General features: G+C 48.3%; 22 protein-coding genes. 21 read left to right on the forward strand and 1 reads right to left on the reverse strand.

Features of this window, described 5'->3' with window-relative positions:
* Positions 1-223 precede the first annotated feature (223 nt).
* The 18 genes from ACZ481_RS09555 (at position 224) to mrdA (ending at position 15,493) form a co-directional block, all read left to right on the forward strand.
* Positions 224-1,573, forward strand: coding sequence for an SLC13 family permease (locus tag ACZ481_RS09555; RefSeq protein ID WP_464769913.1), 1,350 nt, complete (start codon positions 224-226; stop codon positions 1,571-1,573).
* A 169-nt stretch (positions 1,574-1,742) separates the two neighbouring features.
* Positions 1,743-2,285, forward strand: a complete 543-nt coding sequence (locus tag ACZ481_RS09560) for a hypothetical protein (protein ID WP_464769914.1) — start codon at positions 1,743-1,745, stop codon at positions 2,283-2,285.
* A 361-nt stretch (positions 2,286-2,646) separates the two neighbouring features.
* Positions 2,647-3,066 carry a SoxR reducing system RseC family protein gene (locus tag ACZ481_RS09565; protein ID WP_464769915.1) on the forward strand — a complete coding sequence of 140 codons (420 nt, stop codon included), beginning with the start codon at positions 2,647-2,649 and terminating at the stop codon, positions 3,064-3,066.
* Between the two features lie 72 nt (positions 3,067-3,138).
* Entirely contained in the window at positions 3,139-4,461 is a 1,323-nt protein-coding gene (gene rsxC / locus ACZ481_RS09570; protein ID WP_464769916.1) for an electron transport complex subunit RsxC, read from the forward strand.
* 17 nt (positions 4,462-4,478) lie between these two features.
* Positions 4,479-5,498: an RnfABCDGE type electron transport complex subunit D gene (locus ACZ481_RS09575; RefSeq protein WP_464769917.1), complete on the forward strand. Its 1,020-nt coding sequence runs from the start codon at positions 4,479-4,481 to the stop codon at positions 5,496-5,498.
* 12 nt (positions 5,499-5,510) lie between these two features.
* Positions 5,511-6,122, forward strand: a complete 612-nt coding sequence (locus ACZ481_RS09580) for an RnfABCDGE type electron transport complex subunit G (RefSeq protein WP_464769918.1) — start codon at positions 5,511-5,513, stop codon at positions 6,120-6,122.
* A gap of 15 nt (positions 6,123-6,137) precedes the next feature.
* A complete protein-coding gene (rsxE, locus tag ACZ481_RS09585; protein ID WP_464769919.1) occupies positions 6,138-6,824 on the forward strand; it encodes an electron transport complex subunit RsxE in 687 nt (228 codons plus the stop codon).
* The gene (locus tag ACZ481_RS09590; protein WP_464769920.1) at positions 6,817-7,395 is read left to right on the forward strand and encodes an electron transport complex protein RnfA; all 579 of its coding nucleotides are present in this window, start codon (positions 6,817-6,819) and stop codon (positions 7,393-7,395) included. The genes rsxE and ACZ481_RS09590 overlap by 8 nt, the downstream gene beginning before the upstream one ends.
* Positions 7,396-7,446: 51 nt before the next feature.
* Positions 7,447-8,394, forward strand: a complete 948-nt coding sequence (rnfB, locus tag ACZ481_RS09595; protein WP_464769921.1) for an RnfABCDGE type electron transport complex subunit B — start codon at positions 7,447-7,449, stop codon at positions 8,392-8,394.
* 141 nt (positions 8,395-8,535) lie between these two features.
* Positions 8,536-8,916: a NusG domain II-containing protein gene (locus tag ACZ481_RS09600; protein ID WP_464769922.1), complete on the forward strand. Its 381-nt coding sequence runs from the start codon at positions 8,536-8,538 to the stop codon at positions 8,914-8,916.
* 1 nt (position 8,917) lies between these two features.
* Complete coding sequence (locus ACZ481_RS09605) at positions 8,918-9,460, forward strand: Gx transporter family protein (protein WP_464769923.1); 543 nt, start codon at positions 8,918-8,920, stop codon at positions 9,458-9,460.
* A gap of 88 nt (positions 9,461-9,548) precedes the next feature.
* Positions 9,549-9,839 carry a DUF4321 domain-containing protein gene (locus ACZ481_RS09610; protein ID WP_464769924.1) on the forward strand — a complete coding sequence of 97 codons (291 nt, stop codon included), beginning with the start codon at positions 9,549-9,551 and terminating at the stop codon, positions 9,837-9,839.
* A 16-nt stretch (positions 9,840-9,855) separates the two neighbouring features.
* Complete coding sequence (locus tag ACZ481_RS09615) at positions 9,856-10,425, forward strand: Maf family protein (RefSeq protein WP_464769925.1); 570 nt, start codon at positions 9,856-9,858, stop codon at positions 10,423-10,425.
* On the forward strand, positions 10,422-11,111 hold the full coding sequence (radC, locus tag ACZ481_RS09620; RefSeq protein ID WP_464769926.1) for a RadC family protein: 690 nt from the start codon (positions 10,422-10,424) through the stop codon (positions 11,109-11,111). Before ACZ481_RS09615 ends, radC begins: the two co-directional genes overlap by 4 nt.
* Positions 11,112-11,140: 29 nt before the next feature.
* Positions 11,141-12,175 carry a rod shape-determining protein gene (locus tag ACZ481_RS09625; RefSeq protein ID WP_464769927.1) on the forward strand — a complete coding sequence of 345 codons (1,035 nt, stop codon included), beginning with the start codon at positions 11,141-11,143 and terminating at the stop codon, positions 12,173-12,175.
* A 52-nt stretch (positions 12,176-12,227) separates the two neighbouring features.
* Positions 12,228-13,145 (forward strand): rod shape-determining protein MreC, encoded by a 918-nt coding sequence (mreC, locus tag ACZ481_RS09630; RefSeq protein WP_464769928.1) that lies wholly within the window; start codon positions 12,228-12,230, stop codon positions 13,143-13,145.
* Positions 13,142-13,636, forward strand: a complete 495-nt coding sequence (gene mreD, locus ACZ481_RS09635) for a rod shape-determining protein MreD (protein ID WP_464769929.1) — start codon at positions 13,142-13,144, stop codon at positions 13,634-13,636. Before mreC ends, mreD begins: the two co-directional genes overlap by 4 nt.
* A 24-nt stretch (positions 13,637-13,660) precedes the next feature.
* Entirely contained in the window at positions 13,661-15,493 is a 1,833-nt protein-coding gene (mrdA, locus tag ACZ481_RS09640; protein WP_464769930.1) for a penicillin-binding protein 2, read from the forward strand.
* A 119-nt stretch (positions 15,494-15,612) separates the two neighbouring features.
* Here mrdA and ACZ481_RS09645 read toward each other — a convergent pair whose 3' ends face one another.
* Positions 15,613-16,575, reverse strand: a complete 963-nt coding sequence (locus ACZ481_RS09645; RefSeq protein ID WP_464769931.1) for a bile acid:sodium symporter family protein — start codon at positions 16,573-16,575, stop codon at positions 15,613-15,615.
* 175 nt (positions 16,576-16,750) lie between these two features.
* On the opposite strand from ACZ481_RS09645, the gene minC reads away from it, so the two are divergent.
* From minC to minE, 3 genes are read left to right on the forward strand one after another with little or no spacing between them, the layout of a single operon-like run.
* Positions 16,751-17,419: a septum site-determining protein MinC gene (gene minC / locus ACZ481_RS09650; RefSeq protein WP_464769932.1), complete on the forward strand. Its 669-nt coding sequence runs from the start codon at positions 16,751-16,753 to the stop codon at positions 17,417-17,419.
* Positions 17,420-17,451: 32 nt separating this feature from the next.
* On the forward strand, positions 17,452-18,243 hold the full coding sequence (gene minD, locus ACZ481_RS09655) for a septum site-determining protein MinD (protein WP_464769933.1): 792 nt from the start codon (positions 17,452-17,454) through the stop codon (positions 18,241-18,243).
* 23 nt (positions 18,244-18,266) lie between these two features.
* Entirely contained in the window at positions 18,267-18,545 is a 279-nt protein-coding gene (gene minE / locus ACZ481_RS09660) for a cell division topological specificity factor MinE (protein ID WP_464769934.1), read from the forward strand.
* Positions 18,546-18,650 lie beyond the last annotated feature (105 nt).

Below are 18,650 nucleotides of genomic sequence, written 5' to 3' on the forward strand. Positions count from 1 at the left end.
TAAATAAAAAGGAATATATCATTTATTGTCGAAAATGCAAACGAAGCCATTATGCTTTTTTTTACCGAAAATTTTCAGATAAGTTTGTATTTACCTAATTATGTGAAATAAGAAAATATTTGAAGGGGGGAATTGATGCAGCATAAATGTGGAATAGTAAGTAGTAATTGCAGTTCGTAAATAAACCCATTCATAAAATTCACAATGTGGGGAGGATTGAAAAATGGATATCTCATTAGCCGCAATTATGTCCATAATCGCTCTGGTGATTGTGGTAATTATCAGTTGTGTAAACGAGGACCTTAACGTAGGGTTTTTGAGTATTGGTTTCGCTATCATTGTTGGTGGGATCTGGGGTGAAACCACCGGCGCCAAAGTGCTTGGTTATTTTCCAACAAGCCTGTTTATGATTTTGGTCGGGGTTACTTTTTTATTCGGTATGGCTCAGACTAACGGCACGATGGAAAAGCTAACGGCCTATTCTGTGCGCTTGTGCAAAGGAAATACGGCCATTGTACCTTTGATTATATTTCTGCTGACGACCTTTGTTACTACTATCGGACCTGGTAATATTGCCGGCACTGCCCTTATGGCGCCTGTGGCCATGGCGATTGCCACCCGCATCGGCATGCCTGCCTTTTTAATGACACTTTTGGTTGTTGGCGCCGCTAATGGCGCCGCGTTCTCACCGTTTGCCCCCACTGGTATTATTTCTAACGGCATAATAGCCAAAATGGCTCCCGGCCTGGGCATTCCTGCCGACCAGTTAAGTGGTTTGGCCTGGAAAATCCACTTCAATTCCGAAGTTGCCCAGGGTGTGGTAAATATCGGCGGTTTCTTTGTTCTGGGCGGCTGGGCCTGGATACAGAAGCAGCGGGGGTCAGCTCTGGATATTAACGAACTGGCGCCGCAGCCTGAACCGTTCAATAAGCACCAATGGCTGACACTGGCGGCCGTGGCTGTTCTGATTCTGTTGGTTGTCCTCCCCGGCCTGTCGGCCACAAAAGGCCTATTCGCCCCGTCGGTTATGAATCTCTTATCAAATGTCGGCACGATTGCCTTTATCCTGGCGGGTATTCTGATGCTGACCGGTTCCGGTGACAGTAAAGCGGCGATTAAGGTTATCCCCTGGGGGGTAATCATGATGGTTTGCGGTGTCACTGTGCTGATCGAGGTTATGGATAAAGCGGGCGGCCTTAATGCCATGGTCAAGATGATCGGCGCGATTTCCAATCCCACTACTATTAATGGTGTACTTGGCTTTGTAACCGGTTTGCTTTCGGCCTATTCCAGCTCCTCCGGTGTGGTCATGCCGATGTTCCTGCCAATGGTTCCGGGCCTGATCGAGGAGGTTGGCGGCGGCAATCCGATTGCCCTGATTTCCTCGATTAATATCGGGGCCCATCTTGTGGATACTTCACCGCTCTCCACGCTGGGCGCGCTGTGCATTGCCTGCGCCGGTGAACATGAGGATAAGGCTAAACTGTTCCGTAATCTTCTGATGTGGGGCCTGTCCATGTCGGTTGTGGGCGGTATCGTCTGCTATATCTTCTTTGGCATACTGGGGCTGTAACCAATAACGACAATAGGCCGGGCTGACACCCGGCCTATTATTTTTTAATTTTGGATTCAGTATACAGGAATTTAGACCTGCTGGAGAGAATAAAACAGAGCAGGGAGTGAGTATTATAAACCATTCCCCGCTGGAATATGAATTACAGGATTATGGAGGATGCAGTTAATTGGAAAAAATAGTCGTGGAATCAGAGGCCCGCAAAAAGAATGTAATTGTTATGGCCATTGCCGTAGCGGCTTTTGCCGCTCTGGTTGTTTTTACACTGTATAAATGGTTTGCCCTTAATATATTTCAGCCTTTGGAATTAATGGCCGCGGGCTTGGTGTTATTCGTGCTTGTGGAGCGAATGTCGGCTAAATATACTTATGAAATGGATAAAAAGGTTTTTCGGCTCATTAAACGCGGCTTATTGGGAACGGTGATGCATGAGGTGCCTTATGGCAGTATTTTTGGGGTTTACCGTTATAAACCCCAGCTCATAGGCGTTATCAAATTCCGTCGCACGTATCGCTTTAATTCAGCCCTGGATGGGCGGGATGTATGGACATTAGCCTATACGGTGCAGGGAAATAAGGGAAAATCGCAAAACCGGCGTTTTTACTTTAAGCCTAGCAGTCAACTATTGGCGGCATTACAGGCAAAACTGCCGGGCAAAGTGACGGCGGAAGAACAAATTATCAGAGATGTGCTAAGCACGGAGCAAGATTAAGGTTTATAGCCATTATCTATAAACAGGCAATATTTGCATTGAAAAAAATCTTTTTTGTCTTATATAATAACCTTGAGTATTCTTTCCAAACATTACAAAATGTTACTCGGAAGGAATTTTTTTTTTAAAACATGTAAATTTAATTGGATTTGTACAAAATTTCACAAAAAAACTATAGTAATTTTTTAAAAAATCTGGTATTGTAAGTACAGTTAGAATTTTTTTAATTTACTAATATTGAATTTGCTTAATAATTATAAGTGAGCACAAATGCTTCCCTGAGCAGGAAAATTGAATATAGTAGTAGAAACATATAATCCTGATTGCACAGGCTAAAAAAACGTGGAGGTGAAAGCCTGATATGGATAAGGAGCATGAAGGGATAGTTCTCGAGACTGACGGCGGCGTGGCCCGCATAAAGGCAAGCCGCCATAACGATTGCGAAAGCTGTGGCTCTTGTCCTGGCAACAATGCGATAGTTCTTACCGCGCGCAACCCAGTGGGCGCGAAACGCGGGCAGAGGGTGGTTTTTGAAATCCAGCAGATAAGCATGCTGAAATCGGCTGTTGTTGTTTATGCCGTTCCTCTTTTGGGCACCATTGCCGGCGCTATCGTGGGCTGGTATTTTGGAACCGAGCTGATGGGGATTAACGACCCTTTCTGGTTGCAAATGGGCGGCGGGACTATTGCTTGCGTCCTGTCTCTTTTGTATGTTCGTTATTATGATCGCAAGGCCAGAACCAGGGCAGACATGCAGCCGGTAATCACCCGGATTTTGTAAGTAGTTTGGTTTGGCTGGCCAAAATATTAAATTGCGGTTGAAAAATTTCTAAATAAAAAAGGAGTTGAATTTATGGCAAAAAGCTTTCGCGGCGGGGTTCATCCCAACGACCGCAAGCGATATACGGCGGCTAAATCGATAGAAGTGGCGCCGTTGCCGCAGAAAGTCATCATTCCTACCAGGCAGCATCTGGGAGCGCCTTGCGCACCGATAGTCAAGGTGGGCGATTTGGTCAAGAAAGGACAGGTAATAGCTGAGGCACAAGCCTTTGTTGCCAGTCCGATTCATGCTTCAACATCAGGTAAGGTGGTGGAAGTTGCCGAATATCCTCATCCGGTTTTTGGCGCCTGTCAGGCAGTTGTCATTGAAAGTGACGGCAAGGATGAATGGGCACCCGGTCTGCCGCTTAGCCGCGACTGGCAGTCGCTTGATGTTAAAGAACTGAAAGAGATTGTCCGCCTTGCCGGTCTTGTTGGTATGGGGGGGGCAACTTTTCCGACACATGTAAAAATGTCTCCGCCTCCGGAAAAGCCTATTGACTCATTTATCCTAAACGGCGCAGAATGCGAACCGTACCTGACTGCCGACCACAGGGTAATGTTGGAGCAAACCGAGCGCATTATTACCGGCATGAAGATTGCAATGAAGATTCTTGGTGTAAGCAAAGGCTATGTCGGCATCGAAGAAAACAAGCCTGATGCCATTGAAATTATGCGTAAAGCCTGTACCGGTTCTGCCATCGAAGTTGTACCGCTTAAAACAAAATATCCGCAAGGTGCGGAAAAGACCCTGATTAAGGTTATTCTTGACCGGGAAGTACCATCCGGCGGCCTGCCTATGGATGTAGGAACTGTTGTTCAAAACGTTGGCACGGTGGTGGCTATGGCTGATGCTGTCGAGAAAGGTATCCCCTTGATCGAGCGTGTTGTTACCATTACCGGTGGCGCTATTGCCGAACCTAAAAATATTTTGCTGCGGGTAGGCGCAACTTTTGCCCAGGCAATTGAATTGTGTGGCGGCTTTAAAGAGCAGCCTGTCAAAGTGATTATGGGTGGACCCATGATGGGGATGGCCCAACGCACTGTCGAAGTACCTGTTATCAAAGGTACTTCCGGTATTTTAGCCCTGAGTGCAGCTGACGTAAATATGGGGGATGAACAGCCATGTATTCGCTGTGGCCGCTGTATAGAGGCCTGCCCGATGGGGCTGGTACCCAACATGTTCAGCATTCTTGGCGAACGCGGCGCGTTTGAGATGGCCGTGAAAGAATATAACGTTTTGGACTGCGTGGAGTGCGGCTCATGCGTCTATGTATGTCCCGCCAAGCGCAATATTGTTCAGTATATCAAACTATGTAAAGCCCAAAACGCGGCCCAGGCTGCGGCGAAGAAATAGGAGGTGACGCAAAGAGTATGAGCGCAGAAGTAAAACTTGACACCAGTATGTTGACGGTCTCGGCGTCGCCGCATATCAGATGCGACGAATCCATTTCCAAAATAATGTGGACCGTTAATATGGCTCTGGCGCCCGCGGCTTTATTTTCCGTTTATCAGTTTGGAATTGGGGCTTTTACTACTTTGGCCCTGTGTATAGCGGTATGTGTTTTGACCGAATATCTTATTCAAAAATGGCAGGAAAAACCTATTACCATAAATGACGGCAGCGCGTTTTTGACAGGCCTTTTGTTGGGCATGAATATACCGCCGGATGTGCCGTGGTATATTCCGGTTTTTGGTTCTGTCGTTGCCATCGGCATTGCCAAACACACCATGGGCGGGCTTGGGTTTAATATTTTTAACCCCGCGCTAATCGGCAGAGCGTCGCTGGTTGCTTCCTGGCCGGTTTTGATGACAACCTGGCCGAAGATGGATATGCCCGGCAAGGTTGACGCGCTTACTAGCGCCACTCCTTTGGGTATTTTAAAAATGGAAGGTTATGCCAAGCTGGTGGAGGTTTTCGGCGACCAAGCCACTATGTACAAGGCCATGTTTTTGGGCACACATGGCGGCAGTATGGGCGAAACTTCGGCGGTTCTTCTGATTTTGGGAGGATGTTACCTCGTTTATCGGAGTTATGTAAATTGGCAAATTCCGGTTGTTATGATTTCCACCGTAGCGGTTTTGACTTGGATTTTTGGCGGCTTGTATAATGTTAACGGCTCTACCGGCCTTTTCACAGGCGACCCGATTTTGAGCATACTTTCCGGCGGACTGATTTTGGGGGCGTTTTTCATGGCTACCGACATGGTTACTATCCCCATTACCGTCAAGGGGCAGATTATATTTGCCGCCGGAGCGGGAGCTCTTACTGTTTTGATCAGGCTTCAAGGCGGCTATCCTGAGGGTGTTTGTTACGCTATTTTGCTGATGAACTCGGTAACGCCGCTTATTGACCGCGCTATTAAACCCGTCAGGTTCGGAAAAACGGTGTAAGGAGGTAGGAGCATGTCGCATGATTCTGGTAAAAATGACAGTCTTATAAAAATTGCCCTTAACTTGACGACGGCCTGTCTGATCTCAAGTATAATTCTTTCCGGAGTATATTTTATTACCGCGCCTTACGCGGCTGCAAATGATACGATTAGAAAAGAAAAAGCTATGCAGGCGGTAATTGAAGATGTGCCGAATAAGGAGTTTGCTTTAAATTTAAGCCCGGATGCTTGGGATATAACCCCGATTGAAGACAAGAGCGGCTGGTATAAAGCCGCAATGAAGGCTGACGGCAAGGTGATAGCTTATATTGTCCCGGCTGCGAGCAAAGGTTATTCCGGGGTGGTTTCGATGATTATCGCCGTTAACCCGGAAGGGAAACTATTAAATTTCAAGGTTGTATCCCAAACGGAAACTCCCGGCCTTGGCGACAAATTCTATGAGCAGAAATTTTATCAACAGTTTCCGGGGAAAAAACCTGAAGATTTGGTAGTTGTAAAAGAACCAACCGATAAAAATATTCAGGCGATGACCGGCGCGACTATCACTACAAGGGCAATTGCCAAAGGTATTAGAGAAGCGGCTGAGGAAGTTGTAGTATATATGAAAGAAACCCAGAACAAGTGAGGTGAATAAAATAATATGAGTAACGAAAATATGAGATTGTGGCCTGAATTTAGCAAAGGGCTTTTCGAAATGAATCCCATTTTCCGGCTGGCCTTGAGTTTGTGCCCGGCTTTGGCGGTAACTGCGACCGTGAATAACGCGTTTGCCATGGGCATTGTGGTAACTTTTGTTATTACCACGAATAATATTGTTATTTCTCTCTTGAAAAACTTTATCAATCCCAAAGTGCGCCTCCCTGTTTTTATCACTTCCATCTCCACAATTGTTACGGTAAGCGGGTTGGTACTGCAGGCTGTTTCGCCGGAGATTTATGAGGCGCTGGGCATTTATTTGCCGCTGGTGGTCGTTTTTGCTATTATTATGGCGCGTGCGGAAGTTTTTGCCACAAAAAACAGCGTTATCCCTTCGGCTGTGGACGGCTTAGGCATGGGCATCGGCTTTCTGGGTGCCATGGTTTTAATTGGTGCTATCCGTGAATTGTTTGGCGCCGGGACTTTGTTTAAGATTCCTATATTTCCCGAAGGCTTTTACAATCCGGCACTCATTATGATTTTGCCGCCTGGAGCTTTCATGCTTATTGGACTTTTGATCGGCCTTTTTGCCATCATTGGCCAATATCAAGAGAAAGCGGCGGCTAAGAAACTGCAAGCGGCAAGAATGCAAAAAATGGCGTTGCAAAAAGGAGTGAGTGCGAATGGGTGATTATTTCACTTTATTTATCGGAGCTGTTCTTATTAACAACTTCGTTCTAACTCGTTTCTTGGGCCTGTGCATATTTTTCGGGGTTTCCAAAAACCTTGACGCCTCGCTTGGCATGGGTGTTGCAGTAACTGCGATTATGGTGGTAAGTTCGGTAATGACTTGGCTTGTATACACATTTGCCCTTGTTCCATTTGGGCTTAAGTTTTTGCAAACACCGGTTTTTGTCCTCCTTATCGCCTGTTCTGTGCAGCTCTTGGAGATGATTATCAAGAAACATTCGCCTGCTTTATATAATATGTGGGGTATTTACTTGATGCTGATTGCCGCAAACTGCATCGTATTCGGTTTGCCTGTAATCAATGCCGCAGCGGGTTATGGCTTTGTTATGAGTGTCGTAAACTCTTTTGGTTCCGGTGCGGGATTTGCCCTGGCTATCGTGCTTATGGCGAGCCTTAGGGAAAAATTACAGTATGCGAATGTGCCTAAGACGCTTGACGGTCTGGGGATTTCCTTTATTCTGGCTGGTATGCTGGCGTTGGCGTTTCTCGGCTTCTCCGGCATGATTTCGTAGAAAGGAGGTTTGGCTGAATAAATTATGAAAAAAACTGTAAGGAAATGCGCAATGAAAAAAATAACAGCCGGCATTCTGTTTCTTATGCTGGCCGGATTTGATAAAGCTGTACATGCCGCAGTGGCAGTCGAGTCGTCGATTGACGCGAATGTCGGGGCTGATACCGTAATTGGGGCTATAGTTTTACTAGTCTCCATGGGACTGTTGTTCGGTATTATTATGGCCTATGCCAACAAGAAGTTTGCCGTTGAGGTTAATCCGCTTATTCATATTGTTGAGGACATACTCCCCAAAGGACAGTGCGGCGCGTGCGGCTATCCCGGCTGCATGGGCTATGCCGAGGCCGTGGTGACCAACCCGGATGTCCCGCCCAATCTCTGTACCCCTGGCAAGGACGTTGTCGCCAAACTGGTCGGCGAGCTGACAGGCAAGGCGGCACCGCCCGTTGACCCCCGCATTGCCCAGGTCAGGTGCGCCGGTACGCATGCCAAGGCTGGTAAGGCCAATGAATACGCCGGTGTGAAGGACTGTGTGGCAGCCAACCTGTTATTTGGCGGTCCCAAGAGCTGTAAATATGGCTGCTTAGGTTTGGGCACCTGTGTCAGGGCTTGTCCCTTTGGCGCGATGGCAATGAGTCCGGAAGGGTTACCGGTTATTGATCCTGAAAAATGCACCGGCTGTGCGAAATGTGAAACAGTATGTCCGAAAAAAGTAATCGGCATGATGCCGATTGGGGCTCATGTGCGTGTTAACTGTAACTCCCATGACAAGGGTGCTGTGGCCAAGAAAGCTTGCACCGCCGCCTGCATTGGCTGCACCCTGTGTTTGAAGCAATGCCCGCATGGAGCGATAAAAATGGATAATAATGTCGCTGTTGTTGATGCGAAAGTTTGTATGGAAAAGTGTAGTGATCCGGTCTGTCTGGCAAAATGTCCGACAAAAGCCATCAAACAGGCTGTGCTTGGTGTGGTTCCAGGCAACGAGGAAAGTGTAGCATAATTTAAGTTAACAGAATCAGCCTTTGTGAGCGAGGAGGGAAAACCCTCCTCGCTTTTTTTCCTTTTGCTTAAACCTGGTATTGTTTGCATTAGGCAGTATTTTAATGTAAAATATAATAGAATATAGACAGGGTGGAAAATAATGTTGACAAAAGGTGACAAATGGCTGGTTATAGCGTTGTTGGGGATTGCCCTTGCCGGCGTTGGCTTAAATATGTATTACCTAGCGGCAAACAGGCAGGGGCAGACGGTAATTGTCACTGTCAACGGCCAAACTGTAAAGAAATTTCCTTTGCGTCAGGGGTATATCGGTGAATTTCGCCTTGGTGACGATCATGGGTATAATATTATCGAATACAGGGACGGCCGCGTACGCATCAGAGAGTCAGACTGCCCTGACCAGATCTGTGTCAATTCAGGCTGGATAAGCATGTCGCCACAACAAATTGTCTGTTTGCCCTACCGGGTTGTCGTCAAAGTCGTATCAGACGGCCCTGCTGATGTCGATGATATTGCGAGGTAGCATGAGGAGAACAAAACGGCTGGTACTGCTGGCGCTGTTAGTCGCGATGGCAGCGGCTTTACATGTGATAGAAGGCTGGTTACCCGTACCGATGCCTGTGCCAGGCGCTAAACTAGGCTTGGCCAATACTGTCTCTCTGCTGGCACTTGTTATTTTTGGCTGGCAGGAGGCTGTATATATTGCCATAACCCGTGTTTTGATCGGTTCCCTGTTTGGCGGGGTGTTGTTTGGTCCTGCCTTTATTATGAGTATGGGCGGGGCGCTTATCAGCATTATCATGATGGCTTATACTCATAATAAGTATGCCGGTTTTTTTTCCCTGGCCGGTGTCAGCGTGGCCGGGGCAGTCGCTCATAATTTGGCTCAGGTGACGATTGCCGCAATGATTGTGTCTAGTCCCGGGCTTTTATGGTATGCGCCGTATGTACTGCTGTTTGCCGTACCTACAGGCCTGTTTACCGGGCTGGCAGTCAATTATCTTTTTGCCAAAGCCCCGGCAGGCTATTTGTTTAATATTACAAACGATGATTTGCAAAATAAATAAGATTTTGTTTATCAATAAGGATTTGCTGCTTTGAAACTAAAAATAAGGGATGAATCAGCTAATTTCAGCATCCCGGGGGAGGTTTGGGTTGAAGACCGGAACTAAGAGGAGTAGTTCTGCCGGCCACGGTATCGGGATAATGGCATTGTTTTTAATTACGGGAGCAGTGGTTGGCGGTATTTTAGGCGAGCTTGCCGCCAGCATACCGTTTCTTGCTGACATTGCCCCCTATCTCATAAAGCCGTTTCCTGTATTTGACCTACCGCCTGTGGCTGTTAATCTGTATGTGATCAAAGTTGTTATCGGCTTTGCGTTATATCCGAATCTTATGAGTATAGTAGGGATTATAGCGGCAATTATTTTATTCCGGCGTTTTTAGGGGAGGTTTACCAGGCATGGTGATAGTTCTGGCATCATCGTCACCCAGGCGGCAGCAGCTTTTAGAGTTAGTTGGCCTGGACTTCAATATCATCCCCAGCGGGGTTAAAGAAGATAATACAAAAGACATGCCGCCACAGGAACTGGCGATTGCTCATGCCTGTGCCAAAGCCTTGGATGCCGCCCGCCGCGCGAACCCGGGTGATATTATCATTGGGGCTGATACGATTGTCGTACTGGACGATCAGGTATTCGGCAAGCCTGCAGATGCTGCTGAAGCCGTACGGATGCTGACGGCTTTAGCCGGCAGAGAGCATAATGTCATTTCCGGCGTGGCAGTAGTCAGGGGAGATCAGGTTTTTACCGGCTGTAACGTTACTACCGTCAGGATGAAACCGTTATTGCCGGCACAAATCGAACGCTATGTCAGCAGCGGCGAGCCGCTGGACAAGGCTGGGGCGTATGCTATCCAGGGGCGGGGAACGCTGCTGGTGGAAAATATTAATGGCTGCTACAATAACGTAGTAGGACTGCCGCTTGCCACTCTGGCCGATCTTTTGCGGCAGGCCGGGGTAGAACTGTTATGACAATGGACAAACCGCTGATGATGAAAGAACTGCCGGCAACAGAACGGCCGCGGGAAAAAATGCTTGGCAAAGGAGCTTCGACTCTGAGTAATGCCGAACTGTTAGCCATCCTGCTGCGTACCGGTACCAAAAATCTGCCTGTGCATCGTTTAGCTGAACAGCTGTTGGTAAAATATGACCTGACCGGCCTTGGCAGTATATCACCGCAGGAACTAAGCAAGACGGCAGGTATTGGTCTGGTTAAGGCTGTTACTGTAGTCGCCGGCATTGAACTTGGACGTAGATTGAGTTTTAAGGAGCCTGGTGAACGGCCGGTGATTAAAAGCCCTAAGGATGCTGCCTGTTTAATGATGGGAGAACTGCGGTACCAGACGAAAGAGCATTTCATGGCCTTGCTGTTATCGACCAAAAATCATGTGATTGCCCGGGCTATCATTTCAGTGGGCAGTTTGAATGCTTCCATTGTTCATCCGCGGGAACTGTTCCGGGAAGCCATTATCAATAGTGCCGCTGCTATTATCTTAATCCACAATCATCCCAGTGGTGATCCGGCCCCTAGTCAGGAAGATATCGCTTTAACTAAACAGCTTGTTGAAGCCGGTAACTTGCTTAATATTACAGTACTTGACCACGTAATAATCGGCGATGGCAAGTATGTTAGTTTTAAAGAAAAGGGAATAATATAAACAGGTCGTAATGAAAGGGGCAAAATTGTATGTTTAATTTTTTCAGTTCGCTGTCACGCGACATGGGGATAGATTTAGGTACTGCCAATACACTGGTGCACGTTAAAGGGCGGGGGATTGTTCTCCGTGAGCCATCGGTAGTAGCAATCCAGCGCGACACGGGTGAAGTTCTTGCTGTTGGTGAAGAGGCCAAGCAGATGATTGGCCGTACTCCTGGCAATATTGTGGCTATTAGGCCGCTCAAAGACGGCGTTATTGCCGATTTTGACGTAACCCAGGCCATGCTTAAATACTTTATCAGAAAATCGATGGATTCGAAGTCTTTTATCCGGCCCAGGGTAATTGTCGGTGTTCCCTCCGGTGTTACCGAGGTTGAAAAACGGGCAGTTATTGATGCTACGATCCAGGCCGGGGCCCGGGAGGCCTATTTGATTGAAGAACCAATGGCGGCTGCTATTGGCGCCGGGTTGCCGGTCCACGAGCCCACAGGCAATATGGTTGTTGATATCGGCGGCGGGACAACAGAGGTGGCGGTCATCTCCCTCGGCGGCATTGTTACCAGCCGTTCCATCCGCATTGGCGGCGATGAAATGGATGAAGCAATTGTTCAATATATAAAACGCACTTATAATCTAATGATCGGCGAACGCACCGCCGAAGAGGTGAAAATTAAGATTGGTTCGGCTATCCCACCCCGGGCTGACGAGCAAATGGACGTGCGGGGGCGTGACCTGGTTACCGGGCTGCCTAAGACACTGACTATCAAAGCCGGCGAAGTACAGTTAGCCCTGAGTGAACCGGTGGCCGGAATTATTGAGGCCGTCAAAGTAACCCTGGAAAAAACCCCGCCCGAACTGGCTTCAGACATTATGGATCGTGGTATTGTGATGACCGGTGGCGGCTCGCTGTTAAGAGGGCTTGACATTCTTCTTAATAAAGAAACCGGTATGCCGGTACATATCTCTGAGGATGCCTTATCCTGTGTGGCAGCAGGCACAGGCGGGGCCCTGGAGAGTATCGACCTGTTAAAACGCGTCTTGATGACTCCCAAGAAGCTGGGATAGGAAATATAAGCTTAGCTATTTATGGGGAATATGTAAGAAAGGAGTACCGAAAGTGCGATTCATTCACAAAAAGACGGTCATCCTTGTTGTGGCGGTACTTACCGTCTTTTTGCTGGCCGGTACTATAGCCAAAGGGAAATATCAATTTGCTTTTATGGAACAGGTTGTAATCACGCTGCTGACACCGGTGGAATATGTCCTTATGAAAGTGGGGTATGGTGTCCGCCAAACCGGATCATTTACCGGTCAGCTTATGACCGTTTACAGGGATAACCAGACGCTTAAGGCCGAAATTGAAACTCTGCGCCAAAACAGCGTTAATATTACTGAAATTCAGGCCGAGAATATGCGGCTGCGGGCGATGCTTGATTATAAAAACCGGTCACCGCAGTTTGATTTTGTTGCTGCCCAGGTTATTGCCCGGGACCCGGGTACCTGGACAAGCATAATTATGATTAACCGTGGAACTGCCGATGGCCTGGCCAAGGATATGCCGGTGGTAACTGCTCAGGGCTTGGTGGGCAGCATTACCAGTGTTTACAGTAATGCTGCCAAAGTGCAACTGATTTTAGACCCGCGCAGTGCGGTGGGGTGTCTGGTGCAGCGGCCTGAGTCGCGGGTGGCCGGGATTGTGGAGGGAAGCAGCGGTAGTCCATTAACGCCGCATATGATCAATATTGCCCGGGATGCGGATATCATTAAGAGTGATAAAGTAATTACCTCCGGTTTTGGCGGCATTTATCCCAAAGGGATATTAGTGGGAGAAGTAGTGGACATTATTAATGACGAAGGCGGATTGTTAAAATATGCTGTCTTGAAGCCGGCAGTAGATTTTGATAGACTAGAAGAGGTATTAGTCATTGTACGCTCGCGCGAACCGGCACCTGTGCCGCCGCCCGCAACCCCGCCGGCGGCAGCCGGCGGCCAAACCCCCGGTCTGCCGGGGCCGGCGAGAGGGACGGCACAATGAAGTCAACATTTGCCTGGGCTGTATTATTGATTGTCACGGTCGCCGTGCAGGCGGTCCTGGTGCCGCTTATATTTACCCAAGGGGTTAAGCCTGACCTCATTTTAATTATTATTATGGCTGCCGGTTTGCTGGCCGGGCGGGAGCGCGCCGTCGGTGTGGCTTTTTTCGCCGGTTTGATGCAGGATTTTGCTTCCGGCAATGTTTTTGGTCTCAACACGTTAGCCAAGATGGCCACAGGCTATACTGCCGGTTTAGCCGAACGCAAGGTATTTAAAGAAAGTATTTTACTGCCTGTGTTAGCCGTTGTCATAGCGACTCTTTTTAACAGCGCAGTTATGCAAGCGCTGCTTTTTATACTGGGCTATAAGATTGAACCGGCTTCTATTTTCCTGCATCAGGTCCTGCCGTCCCTGGGTTACAATATCCTGTTCTGTATCCCTGTTCATAGATTGATTTACCGGATGACGTTCGGCAACCGCAGCCAATTTTAATCAACTACATACAAAGAGGTCATTATGCTTACTAAGCGCTTACATGGCAGGATTGAAATACTGGGTTTTGTCGTGATTTTCATATTTATTATATTAGTGGGCCGTCTGGGCTATCTGCAAATGGCCCAGGGACAATATTATGAACGGCTGGCTGACGGCAATCGCATCAGGCTCATTCCTATCATGGCCCCCCGGGGCGTTTTTTATGACCGGAATGGAGTGATGTTAGTATCCAACCGTCCGGGCTTTACCGTCTCTTTGCTGTCGATAAGCGGTCCTGTGCCTGATGCAGTGCTGGATAAACTAGCCGGCATTTTAAGCATGGACGTCCGTGAAATTAAAGCCAAGGTGGCGCAGCATTCGGGTTCCTTCGAGCCTATTCGCATTAAGACCGATCTCGGCCCGGATATTGTGACCAAGATTGAGGAACGCAGGGCCGAGCTGCCCGGTGTGGTTATTGAAATCCAGCCGCTCAGAAATTATGTTTATAACGAGCTCGCCGCCCATATCTTTGGTTATGTCAGTGAGATTAATGAAGCAGAGCTGGAAAAGCGGAAAACCGACGGCTATAAAGCCGGCGACATTGTGGGTAAATTCGGTTTGGAAAGGGTATATGACAAAGAACTGCGGGGTACGGACGGCGGCAACCAGGTTGAAGTGGATGTCAGTGGCCGGCCGGTACAGGTGCTTGGCAAAAAAGACCCGCTGCCCGGGCATAATCTGGTGCTGACAATTGATTACCGGATACAAAAGGCGGCGGAAACAGCGATTGATGACCAGCTTGCCTATCTACAGACGAAAACTGAGTTTAATAAAGCAAAAGCGGCGGCGGCGGTAGTGTTAAACCCTAAGAACGGCGAGATTTTGGCTATGGTCAGCCGGCCTAGTTTTAATCCTAACCTGTTTAACGGCGGCATCTCCGAAAAGGACTGGAAGCTGCTTAATGATAACCCCTATCACCCGATGGATAATAAAGCAATCTCCGGCGAATATCCGCCAGGGTCCACTTTTAAAATAATTACCGGTACGGCGGCGCTGGAGCTCGGAAAGGTAACACCGCAGGAGAAAATCCTGGATACCGGCACCCACTGGCTTATTCCCAAAAGCAATGCCATGGGTGAAGCCTTGGGGTGGATTAATTTCCGGGAAGCTTTATCCAAGTCTGACAACGTATACTTTTATGAAATGGGCAACCGGTTGGGAATCGATAATCTGGAGAAATATGCCCGCATGTTTGGCCTGGGAGCGGTTACAGGCATCAATCTTCCCGGTGAATCGGAAGGCCTGGTGGCAAACAAGCGTTATAAAGAAAAGGTTTATGGTGAAGACTGGTATTTATCTGAGACCTTTGATGCGGCGATTGGTCAGGGGTTTCAACTGACAACACCGCTGCAAATGGCTGTGGTGATCAGCGAGATTGCCAATGGCGGCTATCGTTACCGGCCTAACCTGGTAAGCAAGATTACCAGCACCAGCGGTGAAACCCTTACAACCTTTGGCCCGGAAGAGGTGGGGCGGGTGACTATTTCCGACAGTACGCTAAATCTTATTCGTGAGTCGCTGCGGGAGGTCGCTCAGGCAGGCGGTACAGCTGCCGCCGATTTTCATGATTTCCCTGTTGCCATAGCCGGTAAAACCGGCACGGCGGAAAACTCGCATGGCCATGATCATGGCTGGTTTGTGGCCTATGGACCCTATGAGGATCCGCGCGTAGCGGTGGCTGTTATTGTCGAGCAGGGTGGATTCGGGACATCATCGGCTGCTCCGATTGCGAAAAAAATTCTGGAGGCCGCTTTTAATATTAACCAGACTGTCGCCGAAGCGGCCAAAATTCACCGGCCCCAGACTGCGTTATAGTGTGCCTTTATTTGTGTTTGCGTCAGGCAGAAATCCCGGCAATATAACAGGATCAGGCTTTGTAAAGCCTGATCCTGTTATATTGCGGCGAACCGGAATTCCCGTACCGGGAATGGGCGTCAGGCCAGACGTTTACCAGGGGCAAATTTCTGAAACAGATAAGGGATGACTGCGGCCAATGGCTGTTGGTACAGGATAAACATTGTGATTGGCACGGCAACAGGCGGTGGGAAAAAGGTCAGGGCTAATACCAGGCCAAAGCTTATATTGCGCAGCCCCACGCAGTAAATCATGGCTAAGGCTGTTTCTTTAGACCGGTCACGCAGCAGGCAGGAGCCCAGGAACCCGGTGAGATAGCCGGCCGCTACCAGCAGCATCGTAATAAAAACTATTTTCAGAGTGGCAAGGTCCCAGCTGATGCTTGGCCCGACGATCGCTGCATTGACAAAAATTACGGCAAAAAAGGCGAGTTTGGCGATAAAACCGGCAATGATTTTAACCGCCGGTGTAAGCAGCGTGCTGCTGTAATCATGGAGAGCCATTCCCAGTAAGCTTGGTATGGTTACCATGAGCAGCAATTGAAACATCATCTGCATATAGTCAATTTGCAGCACCTGCCCAATAACAATTTGAAAGAAGAAGGGCAGCATAACAGGTACAACGAGGGTGTCAAGGGTTACGGAAACCAGCGCAATGGATACACTCCCCTGGGTCAGTGCCGTCCATATGACCGAGGTTACGCCAATCGGGGTAGAGGCGCCGATTAAATAGCCCAACTGCACATTCGGATTATCGGCAAACAGACTGAGCCCGGTCAGCCAGGCAATGAGCGGTGAGATAATATGGATTAATATCAGTATCCAAATGGGGATAAGCGGCTTTTTGAGCACCTGGAGGAACTCTTTAAAGCTTATATCAAGGGCGGTAACAAACGTCATATAAGCAAAGGCGCCAATCACCACTGTCCGGAGACTAGCAGAGTCGGCCAGCGGGGAGAAAAAACCAAAGAGCAAGGCCGATAAAACAATTAAAAACATGTGCTGGCTCAGCCAGGCAGTTAATTTTGCCAAACAGTTAATCATAAATCAACCCCCAATAGAAAAACTAAAGTGCTTTAATACCCGGTCCTGATAAGATCTTCTTCTTACTGGTAATTTTAACTGGCGCTCATCCATTGCGCTGCAGGAAATTTGTTAATTAAGGCGAATTTTAGTTGACATACAGCTAATAACATATGGTAAAATTTAGGGAGTAGGTATGCGGGAGGATATAGTATTTAAAGGAAATAAAGGCGGTCTTGAACTGGTAATTAATGAAGCCGTTGACTTTTCCTCGCTGTTGGCGCAACTGAGAGAGAAGCTGGAATCGGCCGCTCATTTTTTTACAGGCAGCGCCGGTGTGAAAGTGGTAGCCGGTTCCAGTTTGTTGACCGGGGAGGAACGGCGGCAGCTTATCAGTCTGCTGGCAGATTATGGACTGGCTCTGGATGATCAGACGATATCGCCGAATTTACCAGACGGTGCAAGCAGCCCGGACGGGGAAATCCCTGTAGAATACCGGCAGGAGCCCGAAGGCGGAAAAACCCTGATTGTGTCGAGAATGCTGCGCAGCGGCCAGCGGATCGTGTTTAGCGGCTCGGTTATTATCATGGGTGACGTGAACCCCGGGGCAGAAGTCATTGCCGGTGGCAGTATCACGGTTGAGGGAACCTGCCGGGGGGTGGCTCATGCCGGGGCCAACGGTGATCAACTGGCGACGATTACTGCTGACAAACTGATTGCCGGCCAGCTAAGAATAGCGGGAATGATTGCCAGAGCCCCCGATAATCAGGATAATCCTACCTGCAGGGAGACTGCACGCATCGTTAGAGGCATTGTTGTTATCGAACCGGCAGATAAGAGGAATTTAGCGTCACTGGAAATGTAAGCTTTCTTTGATAAACTTTAGGAGGTACATAGATGGGGGAAGTAATTGTCATTACATCAGGCAAGGGCGGTGTTGGCAAAACAACAACAACAGCCAATCTTGGCACTGGTTTTGCCCTGCAGGGCAAAAAGGTGGTCCTGGTGGACGCCGATATCGGCTTGCGCAACCTCGATGTGGTTATGGGACTTGAAAATAGAATCGTCTATGATTTAGTGGATGTAACAGATGGCAACTGCCGGTTAAAGCAGGCGCTGATCAGGGACAAGCGCTACGAAACGCTTTATTTGCTGCCGGCTGCCCAGACCAGGGACAAGAATGCCGTAACGCCTGAGCAAATGAAGCAGCTTTGCCAGGAACTGGCCCAGGAATTTGATTATGTTATCATCGACTGCCCGGCCGGTATTGAGCAGGGATTTAAAAACGCCATTGCCGGCGCCGACCGGGCTATTATCGTTACTACGCCGGAAGTTTCGGCCGTCCGGGATGCGGACCGGATTATTGGTTTGTTGGAATCGGAAGGCAAGCATAATCCTAAGCTGATTGTTAACCGCATCCGTCCCCTGATGGTTAAAAAAGGGGATATGATGGATATTGATGATATTATTGAAATCCTGGCTGTTGATTTGCTGGGGATAATACCGGAAGATGAGTATATTGTTATTTCGACTAACCGGGGTGAGCCGGCAATCGCCAATACGACAGCACTGGCCGGTGTTGCCTACCGCAATATTATCCGGAGGCTGATGGGGGAAAATGTGCCGCTTATGACATTTGAGGTTAATGACAGCTTCTGGGGCCGATTCAAAAAAGCGCTAGGGTTTTAAATTGTTGCAGGGAGGGGAAAAAGGTGTTTGAACTTATACAAAAACTGTTTGGCAGAGAGCCTCAGGGTTCGAAAGACATTGCCAAAGAACGGCTCAGATTTGTGCTGGTGCATGATCGTGTCAATGTGTCGCCGCAGTTTATGGAAGTCATCAAGGATGACATGATAAAAGTGATTTCAAACTATATGGACATCAATGAAACCGAGATGGAAATCAGTCTGACTAAGACGAATACCCAGGTGGCGCTGGTAGCTAATATTCCGGTTAACCGCATGAAGCGGGGGGCCATGGCCGGCGAGTAAATTTATGAAAGCAGAGTAAAGCAAAGTACTCTGCTTTTTTCTTTCGGTTTGCAATACTGGACGCAGGCGGGAAATACTATTATAATATATAGGGACATTGTTAGA

The organism is Sporomusa intestinalis, assembly GCF_055383785.1.

Bases quoted from the DNA above. Each gene is read 5' to 3' on its own strand.
- ACZ481_RS09555 (WP_464769913.1), top strand. From the start codon at position 224: ATGGATATCTCATTAGCCGCAATTATGTCCATAATCGCTCTGGTGATT.
- ACZ481_RS09565 (WP_464769915.1), top strand. From the start codon at position 2,647: ATGGATAAGGAGCATGAAGGGATAGTTCTCGAGACTGACGGCGGCGTG.
- rsxC (WP_464769916.1), top strand. From the start codon at position 3,139: ATGGCAAAAAGCTTTCGCGGCGGGGTTCATCCCAACGACCGCAAGCGA.
- ACZ481_RS09575 (WP_464769917.1), top strand. From the start codon at position 4,479: ATGAGCGCAGAAGTAAAACTTGACACCAGTATGTTGACGGTCTCGGCG.
- ACZ481_RS09580 (WP_464769918.1), top strand. From the start codon at position 5,511: ATGTCGCATGATTCTGGTAAAAATGACAGTCTTATAAAAATTGCCCTT.
- rsxE (WP_464769919.1), top strand. From the start codon at position 6,138: ATGAGTAACGAAAATATGAGATTGTGGCCTGAATTTAGCAAAGGGCTT.
- ACZ481_RS09590 (WP_464769920.1), top strand. From the start codon at position 6,817: ATGGGTGATTATTTCACTTTATTTATCGGAGCTGTTCTTATTAACAAC.
- rnfB (WP_464769921.1), top strand. From the start codon at position 7,447: ATGAAAAAAATAACAGCCGGCATTCTGTTTCTTATGCTGGCCGGATTT.
- ACZ481_RS09600 (WP_464769922.1), top strand. From the start codon at position 8,536: ATGTTGACAAAAGGTGACAAATGGCTGGTTATAGCGTTGTTGGGGATT.
- ACZ481_RS09605 (WP_464769923.1), top strand. From the start codon at position 8,918: ATGAGGAGAACAAAACGGCTGGTACTGCTGGCGCTGTTAGTCGCGATG.
- ACZ481_RS09615 (WP_464769925.1), top strand. From the start codon at position 9,856: ATGGTGATAGTTCTGGCATCATCGTCACCCAGGCGGCAGCAGCTTTTA.
- radC (WP_464769926.1), top strand. From the start codon at position 10,422: ATGACAATGGACAAACCGCTGATGATGAAAGAACTGCCGGCAACAGAA.
- ACZ481_RS09625 (WP_464769927.1), top strand. From the start codon at position 11,141: ATGTTTAATTTTTTCAGTTCGCTGTCACGCGACATGGGGATAGATTTA.
- mreD (WP_464769929.1), top strand. From the start codon at position 13,142: ATGAAGTCAACATTTGCCTGGGCTGTATTATTGATTGTCACGGTCGCC.
- mrdA (WP_464769930.1), top strand. From the start codon at position 13,661: ATGCTTACTAAGCGCTTACATGGCAGGATTGAAATACTGGGTTTTGTC.
- ACZ481_RS09645 (WP_464769931.1), bottom strand. From the start codon at position 16,575: ATGATTAACTGTTTGGCAAAATTAACTGCCTGGCTGAGCCAGCACATG.
- minC (WP_464769932.1), top strand. From the start codon at position 16,751: ATGCGGGAGGATATAGTATTTAAAGGAAATAAAGGCGGTCTTGAACTG.
- minD (WP_464769933.1), top strand. From the start codon at position 17,452: ATGGGGGAAGTAATTGTCATTACATCAGGCAAGGGCGGTGTTGGCAAA.